Source organism: Rhodococcus sp. Q (assembly GCF_005503035.1).
Lineage (GTDB): Bacteria > Actinomycetota > Actinomycetes > Mycobacteriales > Mycobacteriaceae > Rhodococcus_G.
Window position 1 is genome coordinate 1 of the sequence record NZ_SCOY01000001.1, and the last position, 18,755, is coordinate 18,755.

The window sequence follows — 18,755 nt, forward strand, 5'->3', positions numbered from 1 at the left end:
ACCCCACCCAGCCCGGCTACCAGCCCGCCGCAACCGCACCGAAGAAGAAGCGGAAGAAGTGGCCGTGGGTGGTCGGCGCCATCGTTCTGTTCCTCGCGCTTGTCGGCACCTTTGGCGAAGCAGACAAGGAGAAGAGCGGCGCCGCGACCGCAGCGTCACCGAGCAGCCAGGCGGCGGCCTCGCCGACCGCGTCGCGGCTCAGCAGCCATACCACCGTTCCGAGCATTTCCGCCCCTGCCGCGTCTGCGGCCCCTGCGGCACCTGCCGCACCTGCGGAGCCTGTGAGGAACAGCGCGCCGGCAGCGGCCATCGTCCCGCCGGTGACCACCGCAGCGCCTGCGCCTGCACCTGCGGTCGCGCCGGCACCGGCACCGGCCAAGCCGCAGATCAGCTCCAGCCAGCGGAACGCCGCCCGGTCCGCGCAGCAGTACCTCGAATTCTCTGCCTTCTCCCGCAGCGGGCTGATCGACCAGCTCGAGTACGAGGACTTCTCCACCGAGGATGCGACGTACGCGGTGGACAGCCTGGATGCGGACTGGAACGAGCAGGCAGCACGGAGCGCAGAGCAGTACCTCGACTTCACTTCGTTCTCGAAGTCCGGACTGATCGATCAGCTGGTGTACGAGGGCTACACGTACGCGCAGGCCGAGTACGGGGCCAATACCGTCTACTGACAGCACCTTTCGTCGGCGGCACGCGCACACCGCACACCGCACCACCGCCCGAGCATGTCTTCGCTCGGCGGTTGGTAGCGCGCGCAGCTCCAACTTGCGTGTGAGGCCGTCACCGAGGGGTGTGACGGCCTCACCCGCAGAGAGAACACGACATCACGGCGCGTCATCGCCAGTGCCGGTCACATCATCGGCGCTTCTCCGGTTCGGCCGCTCCCGTCGGATCCGCTGGCGGTCGAGTGCGCCGGCGACAAGGTGGTCCAGGTGTTGCCGGTGGTTGACCCGCGGCTTCCGGTCTGGATCGATGTGTGGCGGCGCAGTCCACTCGGTTCGACCCGGATGCGCCGACTCGGTTGGTGCGACGCGGGTTTTCCAACCGCCGGGGCCGTCATGGACGAGAGCGTGGCAGCTGTCGCAGGCGAGGTCCTCGTTGGTGATGTCGGTGGCGCCGCCGTCCTTCCATTCGGTGATGTGGTGGACGGCGGTGAGGGAGGCGGGCGCATCGCAGCCAGGTCGGGTGCAGCCGCGGGAGGCGGCGATGAGCGCGAGTCGCTGATCCGCGGAGGCGAGGCGGCGACTGCGGCCGAGATGCAGGGGCCGGCCGTTGTGATCGAACAGCGCGAGCACGGGGTGGGCGCGCTGGGCCATCCGCAGCGCGTCACTGATGGGAACGATCCCACCGGTCGCTGTGGTCGCCACGCCGGCCGCCTTTTCGAGCTGCCCGATCGTCATGGTGATGATCGCGGTCACCGGTAGGCCGCGATGACTGCCGAGGATTCCGGACGAAAGCATCTGCTGCAGCGCGACTTTCAGAGCGTCGTGGTTGCGTTGCACGGCGGTGCGTGTGTCGCGGGCAGCGGCCTTCGCCAGCGCTGTTCGATCCAGGTCCGGGGAATCGACGTCCCCGGATGGGGAGTCAGGGTCGTCGGGATTGTTCATTCCAGGCCTCGCAAGCTTGGCGAGGACGGGCTCGAGTAGGGCCCGCGTCTCCGGGTCCAACAGCCCGGAGACAGGAGTCATGAGATCGGCACCCTGCTTGCCCAGCCTCAGCCCGCGACGACGCTTGCGTTCACGCTCGTCGGGGACACTGCCGTCCGGGTTGAGGTGGGCGAGCAGATGGATGCCGACCTTGGTTACGTCCTCGGGCGTGGTGGAGCGTGCGGCGTCGGAGAGGATTCGCTCGGCGACGTCGACCTCATCGGCGGTCGTGCCGTGCGGGATTTGCCGCAGCGTCCGGGCGATCGCGGCGACATGGTCGGGTCCGATCGCGCCCTCCTGGACGGCCGACGCGGTGGTGGGCAGCGTGGCCTCCATCGCCTCACCGCTGACCGTGTGCCAGGTTCCGGTCTTGGTGGCACCCTTCACCCGTTTCGCGGCGTCGGCCGCCGAGATGCGGAGGGTCGAGACGAGGAAGTCGTTGACGGACCGGCAGGCCAGATTGCCGGGGATCGAGCGTTCCACGGCTTCGACTACAAGCCGATGCCCGACCGCGGAGGCCTTCCGTAGCGAAATCTCCATCCGCTGTAGCGCTTCGACGATCTCGGCCTCGGGCAGACCCGTCAGCGGTTCAGCGAGCAAGCCCTCGACGGCGGCATCGAGGGCGGCCAGGTGGTGTTCCACCTGGCCGCCCCCACCGATACCAGACTTCGAAAACATGTTCGAATACTAGCGCGGGGTACCGACAAGATTCGCTGGCCGGCTACGAGCCGGCAGTTCGGTACGCGCGCCTCCGGCTGATGGCAGGTGCCGTCGATCGTCATTCGCCGGCCGCGGTGTCGGGCATGTCCGGCAGTAGGTCACCCGACTACAGGGAGGCCGTCACTCCATATAGTGACGAGCTCAGCATCAATGGTGACAACGACCAATGTGCAGAGTGCACCTGATTGCACCCGTTCAGCCGTTCGCAGACAAACGCATCCGCACAGCCATGAGGATGATGCCGAGTGCGTTGTCGCCGGGGTGGGTGCGGTGACGCTCACACGAGCATGATCCCCAGGTCTGGTCGTGCCAGATATTGCCCTCCACGATCAGCGAGCCTCGGGTGGCGAGGAGCTTGCCTCCGAGTCCGGGATTGTGCTCGAACTTGGCAGTGACGACAGCCTCCATAACCGCGAACTTGTCGCGATCCCAGTCCGGACGCAGTGGCGCCGCGCGGCCGATCGCCTTGGCCTCGGCCGGGTCACGCACACCGGCGATCCGAACGATCGCATCGACGTCCGTTGTCTTGGCCGCAGCGAAGGCATGCTCACTGGTGGGGAACACTCGGCCACCATATGGTGTCGGCGCTGGGAAGAAGTTCGACAGGAACTCCCACTCGCCGACGAACTCGTCGATCACCGGCGACCGCAGCTCGCCGAGCCGCCATGTCCGATAGGTCATCTCACGCTCATTCGAAGTAGTCCTCGTCGACCTCGACGACGGTGAAGGTCTGCCAAGTCTGGACTGCGACTCCGTAGCGGATCATCAACTCCGCGAGGCGTTGTCCGTCGATGAGGATGATTCGCGTACCGATGTTCTGCGCGTACTCGCGAGCGCCCGACGTGAAGGCACTCGTAGTGATGAACACGCCACGGGCCGCGCCCACACCATGCAGGGCACCGACGAATGCCTGGATCTCAGGCCTGCCGACGGTGTTGCCTGCGGCGTACCGCTTGGCCTGCACATAGATTCGGTCGAGGCCGAGCGGGTCCTGGTCGATGATGCCGTCCACTCCGCCGTCCCCCGAGCCGCCGATGCGAGCCGCTCGGCCTTCGGCGCCGCCGTAACCCATGGCAACGAGCACGTCGAGAACGGAGTGTTCGAGAAAGTCGGGATGCTGCCCGCGGAGCCGCGCGAGGAGATCGGCGGCAACCTCGGCGTGCAAGCGAGTCACTCCGATGTCGATCTGCTCAAGTGGGTTCGCGGCCTCACTCGTCTCTGGAGCCTCATGCTTCGACGCACTGACTGCGCCGGCATGTCCCACCGGGACGTAGTCCCGGTACGCAGGGATGGTTTTGAGGACCCTCTCGTCGATACCACCCGGATACATGGCGAGCATCGCTCGCCCGGAATCTGCGATGACGTATGTGGCCCGCGCCGGCTTGGCGACGAGTTCGGCCCGATTCAGATCACTAAGTGCCCAACCGATTCGACTTACCACTCGACTCTGACCAGACGAGACCGACTCGGCGCGCTGCTCTTCGGTGAGCTCCATGTGATCGGCAACAGCCGCATAGAGGTCACGTCTGCGCCACACGTTGCCGTCGCTGAGCACCGCTAGCAGTGGAACCAGGAAACCCGTCCAGGTCGGGATGTCCGAGACCCGCCCGCCCTCCGTCACAGCTCACCTCGGAAGGCGCGAGATTGGAGAGACGCGAAGAGGGCGTCGAGTTCGGCAAGGGCGACGCGGTGATCCGCCATCGTCCGTGTGATGCGACTCGTGGCTGACGCGAATCGATCCTGAATCTCAATCGGTGGAGTCGCGGCGCCAAATCCAAGCACCTTGGCCTGAGAAATGTTCCGGACACCACTCGCTCCACTAGCCGCGTTCCGCACATATGCCCGAAACGCCTGGTGTTTGAACAACTGCGTCAAATACGCTTCGTTTACGTGCGCAGCATCACCCACCGAAACTCGCCATACCTTATCTGGGAGGTACAAGTGGCGTGGGGCATGGTCGACCATTGCAGTAATGCAAATCAGGTCCACACTGCCGCTGGCGCGGGTCATCAGGAGGTCGCCCTCCCGAATCTGATGCGTAGCAGGCGGTTCGTAATTCGACGGCAACGGCTTGGATTCACTGGCATCGAAGAACCCACCGGAGACCGCACTTACCTTGATCACGCGATTCTCAGGGTGTTCTTCCCCACCAGCCGCAACGACACTAAACCCACTTGATATGGCAATGCCGGCCGCTTTCAGCGTGAGAGAGCGCCAGCCCTTCGGGTTCGCCACGGGGTCGCCGAACATGTCGACAAAGATCGACTGGGTCAGCTCGTCGAGGCCGGTGAGGGCTTCGCGACGTCTGGCGCGGAGTGCATCGGCTTGGTCGAGGATCGCCGCGATCCGCCGCTGCTCCCCGATCGGCGGCAGCGGCAAGGGCAGTGCGGCGCAACGCCTCAAGTCTAGGTTGGAGATATTTGTAGTTTGCCGCGCGAAACTCCGAACTGTCGCCTGGATACGCGCTGACGAAAAGAACCTGTAGAGATAGCGCGGATCGACCTTCTCCCGGTTGGGACGAAGCGCGGTCACGAAACCGCCGAATGTGGACGGCGACTCCAACTCTGGAACCCACGAGCACTTTCCAACCAAGTTCCAGCTGTTTGCAGATGAGATAAGCAGGTCGCCCTCGTGCAGGTACTGCTCATCACGCTTCACGTGGCTCCGGTCGATCGACCAGACATCCGATAGATCGAGATCGAGCTGCACATTCTTCGTCCGCAAGCAGGAGACCGTTCCATTGGTCCCAGCCTCGACGACGTCAGTGGGTTTGAATGTCACCCCACGGATGAAATCGGCGACCTCACCGAGTGGAATCGTCTGCCACCCACTCACGCTGCACCGCCGGAAAGCATCTCCCGCAGCTTCGCCATGCCGTCGGTGATTTCCTTCTCGAGCCGATCCAGCTCGTCAAGAATCTCGGTCGGCGACCGGTGCTCTACCTCCTCGTGCACGATCTCCTTGTACCGATTGAGCGACAGGTCGTATCCCTGCGCGGCGATGTCCTCACGCGGCACGCAGAAGCTCTGCTCGGTTCGCGCCCGTTCCGCCTCCGACCCGTCGCGTTCGGCCCAGCGCCGCAACACGTCCGGCAGGTTGTTCTTGACGTGCTCGTCGTCCGAGAGCTCGGCGAGGGCACCGAGCTTGTCCCCGTCAAGCAGCGGATTGCGCTTATCGTCCAACGACCAACCGTCGGACTGCACGTCGTAGAACCACACATTGTCGGTTCCACCGGAGTTGGTCTTGGTGAAGAACAGGATCGCCGTTGACACACCGGCGTACGGCTTGAACACGCCCGACGGCAACTTCACGACGGCGTCGAGCTTCTGCTCCTCGACGAGGATGCGACGAAGTTCCTTGTGCGCCTTGGAGGATCCGAACAGCACACCGTCCGGCACGATCACAGCCGCGCGGCCACCCGGCTTGAGCAAGCGCATGAACAGCGCGACGAACAGCAGCTCCGTCTTCTTGGTCGTCGCGATCTGCTGCAGATCCTTCGCGGTGTTCTCGTAGTCGAGGCTCCCGGCGAACGGCGGGTTCGCGAGGATCAGCGAATACGCTTCGGCGTCACCGGTGTTCGCTTCGGCGAGGGAATCACGGTAGCGGATGTCGGGCTGTTCGATACCGTGCAGCAGCATGTTCATCGAGCCGATGCGGAGCATCGTGTTGTCGAAGTCGAAGCCGTGGAACATCTCGTGGTGGTACTGCTGCTTACCGGCGCCCGCGTTGATCGCGTCGGCGTGGTTGGCGCGCATGTACTCTGACGCGCCCACCAGGAAGCCACACGTACCGGACGCCGGGTCCACGATGGTGTCGCCCGGCTTGGGGGCCGTCATGTGCACCATCAGCTCGATGATGTGCCGAGGTGTGCGGAACTGGCCGTTCTGGCCGGCGGCGGCGATCTTCGCAAGCAGGTACTCGTAGATGTCGCCCTTGGTGTCGCGGTTGTCCATCGGCACCTTGTCGAGCCGGTCCACGACCCGTTGCAGCATGCCCGCGCTCGGGATCGTCAGCCGCGCGTCCTTCATGAAGTGCGCGTAGGTCGACTCCTCACCGCGCATGTTCTTGATGAACGGGAACACCCGCTGATCGACGATCGCGAACATCTCGTCGGGATGCTTGTCCTTGAACTTCGACCACCGCAGGTCGTCGAACGGGCGCCCGTCGGAGTCGTTCCCTTCTGGGAACGGGTTGCCACTGATCGGCAGGCGCAGCAGGTTCGCCTTCTCCAACGCCAGCGTCTGCTCGTCGTCGAGCCGGCGAATGAACAACAGGTACGTGATCTGTTCCATCACTTCGAGCGGGTTCGAGATCCCGCCCGTCCAGAATGCGTCCCAGACGGCGTCGACCTTGTTCTTGATGTCACCTGTGATCACGGGTACCACTACCTGCCTGTTCTGCTCGATTGAGTCCAACAGAACTGTATAGACCCAGCCACCGACACAATCCAGCCTGCGACGAACTGCACCGTCAGTCCGGCGCCGTGAACCTGTCGGGGGGTCGTGACAACCTCTCGTGCAGCTGCCGGGGAGGGCAGCAAAGGAGGGGGCCGACATGTCAGAGAACAGCAGCAACACCCAGAACGCCGACGTGAACGACGTCGTCGACAGCTACGAACAATCCGTGCGGAACATCGTCTGGTACACCATCGCGGGCCTTGCAGCGTACGCGCTTATGGTCGGAATGACGTCTCTCAGCTCGTGGTGGTTCAGCATCACAGGATCTGACGACACGGTGAAAACCCAGTTCACCTTCACCCTCGGTCTGAGCGATGGAGCCGCAGTCCTCGGGGTTCTGACGGCCGTGATGATCGCACTCCACGTCGTTGCGTGGCAGATCAAGCCGGCCGGACCACTCGCCAGTCTCGTGCACGCGCGCAGGCGACTGCTCGTTCAGATCGCGGGGCCGCTCGGAATCGCAGCGATTATCACGGGAGCGGCGACGATGCTTCACGGCGCCCCTGACAAGATTGGTATCGGGCAGCTTGCGGTTGGAATCTGCGCCGTCGTCGTCGCTGCGCTTGCCATCGACATCCAGTCGGCGCTCCGGGCCGACCGCGACCTTCACAGAAGGGTCGATGACGTCAGCCGAGACCGTGACGCGGCAGCTGCGGAGAAAGTGGCCAACCGCTGGGCAACCCCGCGGATGGCGACGGTTGTGGACACCGTGTGGGATCTCGCCAAGCTGTCCTTGATCACCGCAGTCCCATTGCTGGTCCTCGTCATCGTTCAGGCCGACTCTCGGACGATCGCTCTGCTCGCCGACATGGGTATGGCGCTGCTCTACGGCGCGTTCATAGCGGCGTTGATGACGGGAACGGTGTACGGCGCCGTACTGTCGTTCGTCACGAGAAGCCACTTCAATTTCCTCATGTGCGTACTGCCCGCAATGTTCTGGGTGCTGTCATGGGGTCTGGCCATTGCTATCTGGTGGATATCGGATGCGTCGCTGACCGTGAAGTCCGTACGCACCGTCACAGCTGTGTTCATCGTCTTCGTTCCAGCTGCTCTCGTCGCTGCCGGCCTCCGTCTGGAAGGCCACAAGTGTCTCCCCGGCCGAACGGCGCGCCCACAGCTCTACGCTGCGTTGCAGAGGCGGCATCTTCGATTGTCTGGGACGCAGGCTCGAACACCCGCAGTGAAAGCGAATAGCCGCCTTGCCCGACTGTCACGCCGGTACAAGGTCGTCACCGGAATCGAACCAGATCCCAGCGAAGAGGTTCCCGCCAGCGCGTAGGTCACCGATTCACGACTATCACCCGCCGACGTTCGGCACGTATTTCTTCCCCTGCATCCAGGCGAGGACGTCGAGGATGCGCAGCGCGGGGACGCGCTCGTCGAGTCCGGCCTGCTCGCGCAGGGCGATCAGCCGCCGGTACAGGTCGCGGTCGTCCTCGCGCAGCGCGACGCGGATCGGTTCGGTGTGGTCGACGGTGGTGCCGAGCTGTAGTCCGATGACCCGGTCGTAGATCGGGTGCAGCCGGGGGCGTTTGCGGGCAACGAGTTTGGTGGCCGTCGTGCGTCCGATGCCGTGCACCTCGGTGAGCGCCAACTCCAGCCGCGACACCGGCGAGTCGGCTGTGACGGCCTCGGATTCGTCGGCGAGATCACGGTCCTCCCTTACCTCCCGCAGCAGCGCCGTCAGCTCGGAGCGCTTGTCCTGCAACAGGATCAGCGCCCCCTGTGCGGGTACCTTCACGGACAGCAGCGTGACGGCTACGAGGTCGTCGGCGGTGAACACGTCACGGTCGGCGTCGCGTCGACCACTGGGATCCCAGCCGTCCCAGAGCGCGCCGGTGCGCAGGTACCCGGTCTTGACGAGTTTGCGGGTGAAGTACTCGTGCAGCACGTCGACGGCTGCGGCGTCGTCCCCGTCGCGCAGGACCCGGGGCAGCCGGAGCGCGGGGGCGTCAGGCATCGTCGGACGCCCGGTTCAGGACGTGCGCGGCGAAGGCCCGGTTGTGCTGCTGCGCATAGGGTCCGCGGCCCGCCGCGGCGAGTCCGTCGGCGAGTGACCGGATCGCCGCCGCCAACGGCAGGTCGAAGAACTGGTCGTCCGCTCCGTCGTCGGAGACGAACCAGTCGACCACCACGACGTCGGTGTCGAGGGTGGACGGCGTGAACCGCAGCAGTGGGTAGCGCATCGTGAACCGGTCGAGGGCGTATCCCGACGCTTCGGTCATCGCGGACGCCGAGAGGTGCAGGACCACGCGGTAGTCGACGATGTCGCCGTCCTCGAGGAACCGCTCGACGTGCAGCACCTCCGCGGGACCGACGGCGAGGGTGAACAGCCGGTGCCGGTCCGCCGCGTGGTTCGTCGCGGGCAGGGCGCTGAGCGTCCACCGGTCCACTTCACCGCCGGCCGGGTCGTCGAATGCGTCGCCCAGGCAGTCGCCGATCAGGTCGGTCACGACCTCGAAGAACGGGTCGCGCTGCAGTTCCTCGAAATTGGCGTCGCTGGCGGCCGGGTCGATGGTGGTCATCCGGTCAGGCTACAGCCGGGCCACCTGCCTGCACCGGACGTCAACGCGGCGTCCACACCCCGACGACGGTCCGGTCGTCGACCTGCCGGTCGGCGTCGAAGGCGATCCGGTCGGCGAGGTCGCTGATGCGGGGCGGGTTGCTCCACCCGGACGCGAAGGACGCGGCGACGGCGCTGCTGCCGTCGTCGAAGGCGTCGGCGACCCCGTCACTGCACACGAGCAGCAACTCTTCGGGGCCGATCTCGAAGCTGGCGCCGGTGACGACGGCATCGTCGGGAAGAGGCAGGACGAGCGCGCCGGAGGTGGCGATCTGGTGCCTGGTGAGCCGCCCACCCGACATGAGGAGCCACGGCTCGAATCCGAGCGCTCCGCCGCGGGTGCGCCGCCACCAGGCGCTGCTGTCCCCGACGGTGGCGGTGTGCGCGAGCCACGGTCCCTGGCCGATGTCGGTCGGTTCCACGACGAGTGCGGTCGCCGTGGTGGCCATGACGGAGTACACGGCGCCGAGGCTGGGGGCGCGGTTGCCGAGCAGGTCGCCTGCCGCTCGGGTCACGGCCAGCGAGGCGACCTTGAGGTGCGCGGTCCAGTCCCCCGACACTTCGAGTTCGGCAGTGAGCAGGTGCTCGGCGAGCGCGGCGCTCGCGGCGGCGGCCGCCAGGTGCGAGTGTTCGGCGGCCCCGACTCCGTCACAGACGACGACGGCGATCCGGCCGCCGCCATGACGCACCGCGTAGGCGTCCTGCCTGCGGGTTTTCTGGCGGGTGTCGCCCTGGCGTGACGCGGCGCGCACGGTCCAGCCGTTCGCGTCGACGGCGTCGTGGACGCTGTGCGGTACCACGCCACCGCGCATCGAACTACTGCGTATCGGGTTTCCTGTCGCCATGTTGCCCTCGATCGGTCGAGACGGTCCGCGTCGTATTGTCGTCGCCGCCCCCGCCGATCCCGCGCCTCTCCGGACACGCGGCGTGTCCACCGACAGATCAACGCCACAGGGACCCCAATTGAATTGTTCGGTCACCCGAACTTAGAATCTCGCCATGCCAATGTTTCGCCGTGCCAGCGATCGCCGCGCGTCGCGCCCGTGGGTGGCGGCGGCAGCCGCCGCCGCGATACTCACCGTCACGCTCACCGGATGTGGACAGGTGTTGACCAGCGACGACGACCGCCCGGTCGTGCTGACGACCTTCACGGTGCTCGCGGACATCGCGAGCAACGTCGCGGGCGACAGGCTGAGGGTCGAGTCCGTCACGAAACCGGGCGCGGAGATCCACGGCTACGAACCGACCCCGGGCGACATGCGCCGCGCCGCGTCGGCCGATCTCATAGTCGACAACGGCCTGAACCTCGAAGCCTGGTTCGAGCAGTTCGTGCACGAACTCCACCGCCCGCGGGTCGTCGCGACCGACGGCATCGAACCGATCGACATCGCCGCCGACGCCTACGCGGGCAAGCCCAACCCGCACGCATGGATGAGCCCGCTGAACGTGCAGACCTACGTCGACAACCTGGTCGTGGCGTTCACCGACCTCGACCCCGACGGAGCGGTGGTGTTCGCGGCCAACGGCGACGCCTACAAGCAGCAGCTGCAGCAGGTGCAGGACGAGATGACCGCCCGGCTCGCGACCCTGCCCGAGCGGCAGCGCGCCCTCGTCACCTGCGAGGGCGCCTTCTCCTACCTCGCCCGCGACACCGGCCTCACCGAGCGCTACATCTGGCCCGTCAACGCGGAACAGCAGGCCACTCCCCAGCAACTGACCGCGGCGATCGAATTCGTCAAGGCCAATGACGTTCCGGCCGTGTTCTGCGAGTCGACGGTCTCGGACGCGCCGATGCGGCAGGTGGTTTCCGCGACGGGCGCGCGGTTCGGCGGCACCCTGTTCGTCGACTCGCTCTCCGAGGCGGACGGTCCGGTGCCGACGTACCTGGACCTGATCCGACACGACGCCGACACGGTCGTCACGGCACTGACGGGTGCGTCATGACCGCCGCCGCAGCCGTCCGGATCAGGGACGTCACCGTCCACTACGGTCCGGTCCTCGCCCTCGACCACGTCTCGCTCGACCTCGAACCAGCGTCGATCTGCGGCCTGATCGGCATGAACGGGTCGGGGAAGTCGACGCTGTTCAAGTCGGTGATGGGCATCGTCCGCCCCGACACCGGTTCGGTGGAGATCGGCGGCGGATCGCCCGCGGCGGCCCGTAAACGCGCCGCCGTCGGATACGTGCCGCAGTCCGAGGAGATCGACTGGGCGTTCCCGCTGTCCGTGCGGGACGTGGTGATGACGGGACGCTACGGCCACCTCGGCTTCACGCGCAGGCCCCGCCGCCGCGACCACGACGCCGTCGACGTCGCGCTCGACCGCGTGCACCTGACGGACCTGCAGGACCGGCAGATCGGGCAACTGTCCGGCGGCCAGCGCAAACGTGCCTTCGTGGCCCGCGCGATCGCGCAGGAGGCGTCGGTGCTGCTGCTGGACGAACCGTTCGCGGGCGTCGACAAGCGCAGCGAACAGACCATCACGACGTTGCTGCGTGAACTGGCCGGGGACGGCACCGCCATCCTGGTCTCCACCCACGACCTGCAGGCGCTGCCGCGCCTGGCCGACCGGGCGGTGCTGCTGATGCAGCGCATCCTCGCGGACGGGGACATCCTCGACGTCCTGCGGCCCGAGAACCTGGTCCGGGCATTCGGTATCGACCCGCTGGAAGGACCGGTGCGGTGAATCTCGTTGACCTGCTTCTCGATCCGTTCGCGTACTCGTTCATGACGCGGGCACTCGCCGCGACGGTGATCGCATCGGTGGTGTGCGCGGTGCTGTCGTGCTGGCTGGTGCTGATCGGCTGGTCGCTGATGGGCGACGCCGTCTCGCACGCCGTACTGCCCGGTGTCGTGCTCGCGTACGTCGTCGGGGCACCGTTCGCGATCGGCGCGGTGATCTTCGGGTTCCTCGCTGTTGCGCTCATCGGAGCGGTCCGCGGCACGAGCCGGGTGAAGGAGGACGCCGCCATCGGCATCGTCTTCACCACCCTGTTCGCACTCGGTCTGGTGCTGATTTCGGTGACGCCGAGCCAAACCGACTTGAACCACATCATTTTCGGCAATCTGCTCGGGGTGTCCACCTCCGACCTGGTGCAGATCGCGATCCTCGGCGCGCTCGTCCTACTGGTTCTCGTCCTCAAGCGCCGCGACTTCACCCTGTATGCGTTCGACCCCATCCATGCGCACGCGATCGGGCTGAACCCACGGATGCTCGGCGCGACGCTCCTGGGTCTGCTCGCGTTGACCTGCGTGGTGGCGTTGCAGGTCGTCGGCGTGGTGCTGGTGGTGGCGATGCTGATCATTCCGGGCGCCACCGCATACCTGCTGACCGACCGGTTCGGCCGGATGCTGCTGATCGCCCCCGCGACCTCCGCGGCGTGCGGGGTCGTCGGCCTGTACGTCTCGTACTACCAGGACACCTCGCCGGGCGGCATGGTCGTCCTCACGCAGGGCGTGCTGTTCACCCTGGTCTACCTCTTCGGCCCCCGACACGGGCTCGTCGCGACGCGCTGGCAGGCCCGTCGCCGCCGAGCCCTCCTGTCCGGGTGAGCCACCCCGCGACAGTTACTCGACCAGTCCGAACTCCTTGAGCAGTTCCCCGACCTCGGTGGCCTCGACCTTCCCGAGCAGCCACTTCCGCAGGATCGCCGGACCGGGAATGTCGAGTTCCTTGCCGTCGCGCAACCGGGTCGTCGCCGCAAGCAGGGACCGCACGTCGTAGGTCGAGTTGAACACCTCCGGTACACCACGCTCGATGTCCAGCAAGGTGTAGACAGCCTCCATCGGGGTGCGGACCGAGTACTCGGTGGTGAAGATGCAGTCCCGGGTGCTGCTCTCGGCGAACTGTCCGATGAATGCGAAGTTCTCCGCCCCCTTCGGGACCACGTCGGGCCGATCCCCGGCATGCCGCGGCATGAAGAACGCCGTCACGTAGGGCATCATCACCGGAACCGTCTTCGCACCGGTCGCGGCGAGCTCCGGGATCTCCTCGACCGGAACACCCATGTGGTACAGCCATTCCTGGGTGATCTCCTCACCCGTGCACCCCTGGATCGTCTTCTTCACGTAGTCGCCGGGACGGTCCGAGAACAGCGCGTACACCCACGCGACGATCTGGTCCTTCGGCTGCTGCTTGAAGTGTGGCTGCCGGTTGACGGTCCAGCTCATCAACCAGCTCGAGTCCTTCACCGTGACGATGCCACCGGTGACCACCTTGCCACTGAACGGGTCTCGCTTGCAGATCTTCTGGATGTACCGGGGGATGCGCTCGTCGAGCGTGGTCACCGTCGCCGACTCCCACTTCGTCTCGGGTATGTGCGAACCGAAGACGTCGGGGCGACCGAACGACGGGTCCTTAGCGGCGATCCGGCGCCACAGGTCCCACGCGGGCGCGGGACTCTCGTCGAGTTTCGCCGGCGTGTGGTGGTCGCCGTTGTTCGAGTTCTCGGTCAACGACCCGATCGTCATGAACAGCAGGTCGTCCGGCCCGAGGTCCACTCCACCTGCCGCGCCCTCCCGAACCCAGTCGATCCTGTTCGCGCGCTTGCGTTCCGGTGTGATGTCGAACTGGACGTCCGTCACCTCGGTGTCGAAGTGGACGGTGACGCCCTGGTCGAGAAGCCACGTGTACAGCGGCAGCACCAGCGACTCGTACTGGTTGTACTTGGTGAACTTGAGCGCCGAGAAGTCGGGCAGGCCGCCGATGTGGTGGATGAAGCGGTGCAGGTACAGCTTCATCTCCAGTGCGCTGTGCCACTCCTCGAAGGCGAACATCGTCCGCCAGTACAGCCAGAAGTTGCTGGCGAGGAAGTCCTCGCCGAAGACCTCGTTGATCCGTTTGCCTTCCATCTCCTCCCGGTTGGAGATGAAGATCTTGACGACGTCGCGCTGCGCCTTCTCGTTGAGGGTGAACAGGCCGTCCGTGTGCGCGTCGTCGCCGCGGTTGACCGTGGCTCGTTGCAACGAATAGTTCGGATCGTCCTTGTTCAGCCAGTAGAACTCGTCGAGCACACTCGCGCCCTCGACCTCCAGCGACGGGATCGAGCGGAACAGGTCCCACAGGCACTCGAAGTGGTTCTCCATCTCGCGGCCACCACGAACCACGAAGCCCTTCTTCGGTTCCTTGATGCCGTCGAGTGCGCCGCCGGGAAGCGTCAACCGTTCGAGGATCGTGATCTTCGAACCGGGCATCCGGCCGTCCCGGATGAGGAAGGCCGCGCCTGCCAGGGATGCGAGCCCAGCGCCGACGAACCAGGCGGTCTTGTCCTCCACCCCTTTCGGTTTGCGCGGCCGGCCGAACGCCTCGTAGTTTCCGCTGCTGTAGTACACCCTCGCTCCTCACACGTGTTCGAATCATCAATCGATCGACGTATTTCGTTGCGCCACAGGACTATTGGTCACCATCAGGTGTCGGTACGTACCGCCGCCACGGAGGCGGGCAGCCCTTCGGAGTCGAGCGTACGCGTGCAACCGGAAGGCGCAACCGCTCGCGGCCGGCGTACCCGTTGCCGCGGTCGACGCGGCCGAGGCCGGACCGGTGTCCTCGAACACGTCGGCGCCGCGGCACCGAATTCACCGAAAGCCGTGCGAAAATCGCATCCACGCGCACCCGACCCAAGGGGATCACGATGGTGGCAGCTCCAGCATTGGGACGACTGGTCGCTGCGACGGTGACCGCCCTGGCCCTCGGCACCGGGTCGGCGTCGGCGTTCCCGACCTCCCCCACCACGACGCCGATGTGCGCGGGCGTGGGCACACCGAGGACCCTCGTCGCCCAACCGAGCGCCTTCGAAGCCGTGGCGTTCGACCGCGACGGCCGGATGCTCCTGAGCAACGCGTTCGGCAACTCCGTCGACGTCGTCGACGGTCCGGGTGCGCCACCGCGGCCGATCGCCACCGTGCCCTCGCCGGGCGGCCTCGCGCCGGTTCCGGACGGCACCGTGCTCGCGGGCTCCGGCAACGCGCTGACGGCGTTCCTGGCACCGACGGCCGAACTGCGGCAACTGAACCCGGCGACCGGCGAGCAGGCGGTCGTGGCACGCGGGCTGTCGATGGCGAACGGTGTCGTGCGCGCGTCCGACGGGACGGTGTACGCATCGAGCGATGTGGAACCCGCGATCGACCGGATCTCCCCGGACGGTCGGGTGGAACGCGGCTGGTACCGGGCGTCGACGGGCAACGGTCTGGCGTTGTCGGCAGACGGACGCACCCTGTACGCGAACGTGTCGACAGGCGACACGAGCATCGTGGCCATCGACACCGAGACCGCCGAGTCGCGCGTCCACTTCCGGCCCCCGGCAGGGCTCGAGTGGGTGTTCTTCGACGACCTGGACATCGACTCGGCCGGACGCCTCTACGCCGCAACCTATTTCGGCGGCCAGGTGTGGCGTATCGATCCGGACGGTACGCACTGCGCGATCGCGTCGGGACTCGTTCTCCCCGCGGGCATTTCGGTCGGCGCCGAGGGAGCCGGGTACAGCCGCGACAGCGTGTACGTGACCACGCACGCCGGATCGGTGCTCGAGATCCCGAACGCCGTCCCCCGCCGTTAGCGCGTGGCAGCACGGGCCGTGGTCCCCGCCTCCCTGCCGAGCACCTGGGCCTGCCCGCCGTGCGGGCTGCACCGCACCCGCGACCGCTATACGATTCCAGGATGGTGGCCCTCGACGGCCGACCCAGACCACGTGTCCTCCTCCCCACACCGGAGGTGCCTACGTCCGATCGCAGTGGTTGCCTTGCGGCCACGTCCGTGGCGGTCCTCCTGGCCTTCGCCCTGACGTCCTGTGGTGCCGATGTCACGACGCCGGAGTCGGCCGGGCACGACATCGCGGAGACGGTCCGCATCAGCGACGGCCGCGGGCTGTACCTGGAGTGCCGCGGCACCGGCAGCCCCACCGTCGTCCTGCAGTCCGGTTACGGCAACGCCGCCGATATCTGGAGTCTCGCGGAGGCGTACCCGCCCGCGGTGCTGCCCGGGTTGGCCACGTCCACCCGGGTGTGTGCCTACGACCGCCCAGGGGCCCTGCTCACCACCACCACCGACTCCGGCGGCACGCTCGTCCCCTCACCCACCGACAGTCCGGCTCGCAGCGACCAGGTACCGATGCCCCGGAACACCGCGGACGTGGTCGCCGAACTGCACGAACTACTCGCCATCGCCGGCGAACAGGGCCCGCTCGTTTTGGTCGGACACTCGCTCGGTGGCGCCCTGAGCCTGCTCTACGCCCGCACCTACCCGGACGAGGCGCAGGGCCTGGTGACCGTCGACGCCGCGCAGCCGGAACTGCGGTCGATGCTCGCACCGACGGAGTGGGCGCTGTTCGCCGACCTCCGGATGCCGCCGGACTCCTACCCCTCCGGCTACCAGGCCGAGGCCTACAGCGTGGACGAGTTGTTCGATCGGATCGAGGCGGCGCCGCCGCTGCCGGACATCCCGGTCGCCGTCGTGGTGCGGGGCGAACCCAACCCGATACCCGATCAGCTGCCACCGAACGTGACCGCCGAGTCGCTGCAGAAGGTCAACGACATCTGGCCGCAGTCGCAGGCCGCGTTCGCCGCGGGCATTCCCGGTGCCGAAGTGGTCACCGTTCCCGGCACCACCCACTACGTCCAGACCCAGCGCCCCGACTCGGTCATCGACGCCACGAAGTCCGTCATCGCCCGCGCCACCTCTGCGCCCCGCTGACTGACGGCCACGGGTGACTGCAGGTCACGGTGACCACAGGGGTGTCCGGTCACGACGACCGCCTGTCCTCCCGAGCTCAGCCCACGACGGCCGGTGAGCTCAGCGTGTAGTCGTCGAGCGGAAAAGAGTTGGCCTCCTTGAACGCGTTGGCCGTCGACGTCGGCCGTAGCAGCGCCGCTTCACCCTGCGGGTTGAAGTAGTAACTGCGCGACGTGGAGCAACTGCCCGCGTAGAAGACGGAGTCGTCGAGGTTCGCCGTCATCCGGTCGAGGAAGTGGGCGTTGGCCTGGTCGGTCACCTCGAACACGTCGGCGCCGCGACGCTTCATCTCCCCGAACAACCGCGTCATGTGCGCCATCTGCGATTCGATGGTCGTGAAGTAGGACAGGCCGCTGTACGAGTACGGGCTGGCCAGCGTGAGGAAGTTCGGGAACTTTGGCACGGCGACACCCTCGTAGGCCTGGAACCGGTTGTCACGCCACCACTTTCCGAGGTTGCGCTCGTCACGTCCGACGACCTCGATGGCGGGGAAGTTCACGTCCCACAGGTTGAAGCCGGTCGCGAGGACGAGCGTGTCGATCTCGGTCTTGCGCCCGTCGACGGTGACGATACCGTCCGCTTCGACATGGTCGATAGATGTCGTCTCCAGGTTCACGTGCCGCCGGGTGAAGGTGCGGAAGTAGCTGTTGGAGAACGTGGGTCGCTTGCAGCCGAAGTCGTAGTCCGGGGTCAGCGCGCGGCGCAGCTTCGCGTCACCGACCTGGGTACGCAGGAACAGCCGGGACGCCGCGGCGGCGATCTTGTTGAGGATCTTCGCTTGCTTGTAGTGCAGGACCGCGGTGACCATCAGGCCCTCGAGCAGTCCGTCACTGACGGCGCGGGCGGCGCGTTGAGTGGCGGGCACCTTCGCGAACAGTCGGCGCACGGCAGCGGGAATCGGGGCATCGAGCTTGGGTACCACCCAGATCGGGGTGCGCTGGTAGACGGTGAGCGCGGCGGCCTTGCGCGCGACCTCGGGGATCAGCTGCACGGCGGTCGCGCCGGTCCCGATGATGGCGGCCCGGGTGCCGGTGAGGTCGATCGTGTCGTCCCACGCGGTGGTGTGCACGACGCGGCCCGCGAAGTTGTCGATGCCCTCGATGTCGGGCAGGTGCGGCTGCGACAGGAAGCCGGTGGCGGTCAGCAGGTAGCGTCCCGTGACCGGTTCCTGCCCGTCGATCGACACCACCCAGTGCCGGGCGTCGTCGTCCCAGTGGGCGCCCGAGACGACCGCACCGAACCGCATGTAGCGGCGCAGGTCGTACTTGTCGGCGACGTGGTCGGCGTACGCCTTCAGCTCGGAGCCCGGCGCGAACAGCCGCGACCAGTGCGGGTTGGGTTCGAACGAGTACGAGTAGGTGACCGATGCGATGTCGACGGCGAGGCCCGGGTAGCGGTTGACGTGCCAGGTGCCGCCGAGGTCGTCTTCCCTTTCGAGGATGGCCAGGTTGGTCATGCCGAGGCGGTTGAGCGCGATCGCCGCACCCATGCCGCCGAACCCGGCGCCGACGATCACCGCGTCGAACTGCGTCGTTCCGTCCACGAGCCACCCTTCCGAAAAGTGTGTGTCACCGTAAGTACCACTCACTTTACCCCCAAACCGTGCGCCCGCCCGCCGATCTCGAAGAAAGTTCGAGTCCGG

General features: G+C 66.5%; 17 protein-coding genes. 7 read left to right on the forward strand and 10 right to left on the reverse strand.

The window, feature by feature from the left end; genetic code table 11:
• On the forward strand, positions 1–674 hold a 674-nt coding region (locus FFS72_RS26705; RefSeq protein ID WP_249353049.1), incomplete at its 5' end, for an Ltp family lipoprotein.
• 153 nt (positions 675–827) lie between these two features.
• Here the strand turns inward: FFS72_RS26705 and FFS72_RS00020 are convergent.
• From FFS72_RS00020 to FFS72_RS00040, 5 genes are all read right to left on the reverse strand, one after another.
• Positions 828–2,327, reverse strand: coding sequence for an HNH endonuclease signature motif containing protein (locus FFS72_RS00020; protein WP_137872018.1), 1,500 nt, complete (start codon positions 2,325–2,327; stop codon positions 828–830).
• 237 nt (positions 2,328–2,564) lie between these two features.
• Positions 2,565–3,050: a riboflavin biosynthesis intermediates N-glycosidase gene (gene ybiA / locus FFS72_RS00025; RefSeq protein ID WP_137872019.1), complete on the reverse strand. Its 486-nt coding sequence runs from the start codon at positions 3,048–3,050 to the stop codon at positions 2,565–2,567.
• 7 nt (positions 3,051–3,057) lie between these two features.
• On the reverse strand, positions 3,058–3,990 hold the full coding sequence (locus tag FFS72_RS00030; protein WP_249353050.1) for a restriction endonuclease: 933 nt from the start codon (positions 3,988–3,990) through the stop codon (positions 3,058–3,060).
• Complete coding sequence (locus FFS72_RS00035) at positions 3,987–5,150, reverse strand: restriction endonuclease subunit S (RefSeq protein WP_249353051.1); 1,164 nt, start codon at positions 5,148–5,150, stop codon at positions 3,987–3,989. The genes FFS72_RS00030 and FFS72_RS00035 overlap by 4 nt, the downstream gene beginning before the upstream one ends.
• Before the next feature lie 50 nt (positions 5,151–5,200).
• Positions 5,201–6,745, reverse strand: coding sequence for a type I restriction-modification system subunit M (locus FFS72_RS00040; protein ID WP_137872021.1), 1,545 nt, complete (start codon positions 6,743–6,745; stop codon positions 5,201–5,203).
• 178 nt (positions 6,746–6,923) lie between these two features.
• On the opposite strand from FFS72_RS00040, the gene FFS72_RS00045 reads away from it, so the two are divergent.
• Positions 6,924–8,105: a hypothetical protein gene (locus FFS72_RS00045; protein WP_137872022.1), complete on the forward strand. Its 1,182-nt coding sequence runs from the start codon at positions 6,924–6,926 to the stop codon at positions 8,103–8,105.
• 18 nt (positions 8,106–8,123) lie between these two features.
• Here FFS72_RS00045 and FFS72_RS00050 read toward each other — a convergent pair whose 3' ends face one another.
• The 3 genes from FFS72_RS00050 to FFS72_RS00060 are packed head-to-tail and all read right to left on the reverse strand — an operon-like array spanning position 8,124 to position 10,234.
• Entirely contained in the window at positions 8,124–8,786 is a 663-nt protein-coding gene (locus FFS72_RS00050) for a DUF6308 family protein (RefSeq protein WP_137872023.1), read from the reverse strand.
• Entirely contained in the window at positions 8,779–9,351 is a 573-nt protein-coding gene (locus tag FFS72_RS00055; RefSeq protein ID WP_137872024.1) for a hypothetical protein, read from the reverse strand. The genes FFS72_RS00050 and FFS72_RS00055 overlap by 8 nt, the downstream gene beginning before the upstream one ends.
• Before the next feature lie 40 nt (positions 9,352–9,391).
• Positions 9,392–10,234 (reverse strand): protein phosphatase 2C domain-containing protein, encoded by an 843-nt coding sequence (locus tag FFS72_RS00060; RefSeq protein WP_137872025.1) that lies wholly within the window; start codon positions 10,232–10,234, stop codon positions 9,392–9,394.
• Positions 10,235–10,394: 160 nt separating this feature from the next.
• On the opposite strand from FFS72_RS00060, the gene FFS72_RS00065 reads away from it, so the two are divergent.
• Genes FFS72_RS00065 through FFS72_RS00075 form a run of 3 tightly spaced genes read left to right on the forward strand, consistent with a single transcriptional unit; the run spans position 10,395 to position 12,939 of the window.
• Positions 10,395–11,333 carry a metal ABC transporter substrate-binding protein gene (locus FFS72_RS00065; protein ID WP_137872412.1) on the forward strand — a complete coding sequence of 313 codons (939 nt, stop codon included), beginning with the start codon at positions 10,395–10,397 and terminating at the stop codon, positions 11,331–11,333.
• Positions 11,330–12,073 carry a metal ABC transporter ATP-binding protein gene (locus tag FFS72_RS00070; RefSeq protein WP_137872026.1) on the forward strand — a complete coding sequence of 248 codons (744 nt, stop codon included), beginning with the start codon at positions 11,330–11,332 and terminating at the stop codon, positions 12,071–12,073. The genes FFS72_RS00065 and FFS72_RS00070 overlap by 4 nt, the downstream gene beginning before the upstream one ends.
• Positions 12,070–12,939 (forward strand): metal ABC transporter permease, encoded by an 870-nt coding sequence (locus tag FFS72_RS00075; protein ID WP_137872027.1) that lies wholly within the window; start codon positions 12,070–12,072, stop codon positions 12,937–12,939. The genes FFS72_RS00070 and FFS72_RS00075 overlap by 4 nt, the downstream gene beginning before the upstream one ends.
• 15 nt (positions 12,940–12,954) lie before the next feature.
• Here the strand turns inward: FFS72_RS00075 and FFS72_RS00080 are convergent, their stop codons facing one another.
• Positions 12,955–14,718 (reverse strand): oleate hydratase, encoded by a 1,764-nt coding sequence (locus FFS72_RS00080; RefSeq protein ID WP_137872028.1) that lies wholly within the window; start codon positions 14,716–14,718, stop codon positions 12,955–12,957.
• Positions 14,719–15,017: 299 nt separating this feature from the next.
• On the opposite strand from FFS72_RS00080, the gene FFS72_RS00085 reads away from it, so the two are divergent.
• Both FFS72_RS00085 and FFS72_RS00090 read left to right on the forward strand, forming a co-directional pair.
• Entirely contained in the window at positions 15,018–15,941 is a 924-nt protein-coding gene (locus FFS72_RS00085; RefSeq protein ID WP_249353053.1) for an SMP-30/gluconolactonase/LRE family protein, read from the forward strand.
• 197 nt (positions 15,942–16,138) lie between these two features.
• Positions 16,139–17,074, forward strand: coding sequence for an alpha/beta fold hydrolase (locus tag FFS72_RS00090; protein ID WP_249353054.1), 936 nt, complete (start codon positions 16,139–16,141; stop codon positions 17,072–17,074).
• Positions 17,075–17,150: 76 nt separating this feature from the next.
• On the opposite strand, the gene FFS72_RS00095 is transcribed toward FFS72_RS00090, so the two are convergent.
• On the reverse strand, positions 17,151–18,656 hold the full coding sequence (locus FFS72_RS00095) for a flavin-containing monooxygenase (RefSeq protein ID WP_137872030.1): 1,506 nt from the start codon (positions 18,654–18,656) through the stop codon (positions 17,151–17,153).
• Between the last annotated feature and the right edge of the window lie 99 nt (positions 18,657–18,755).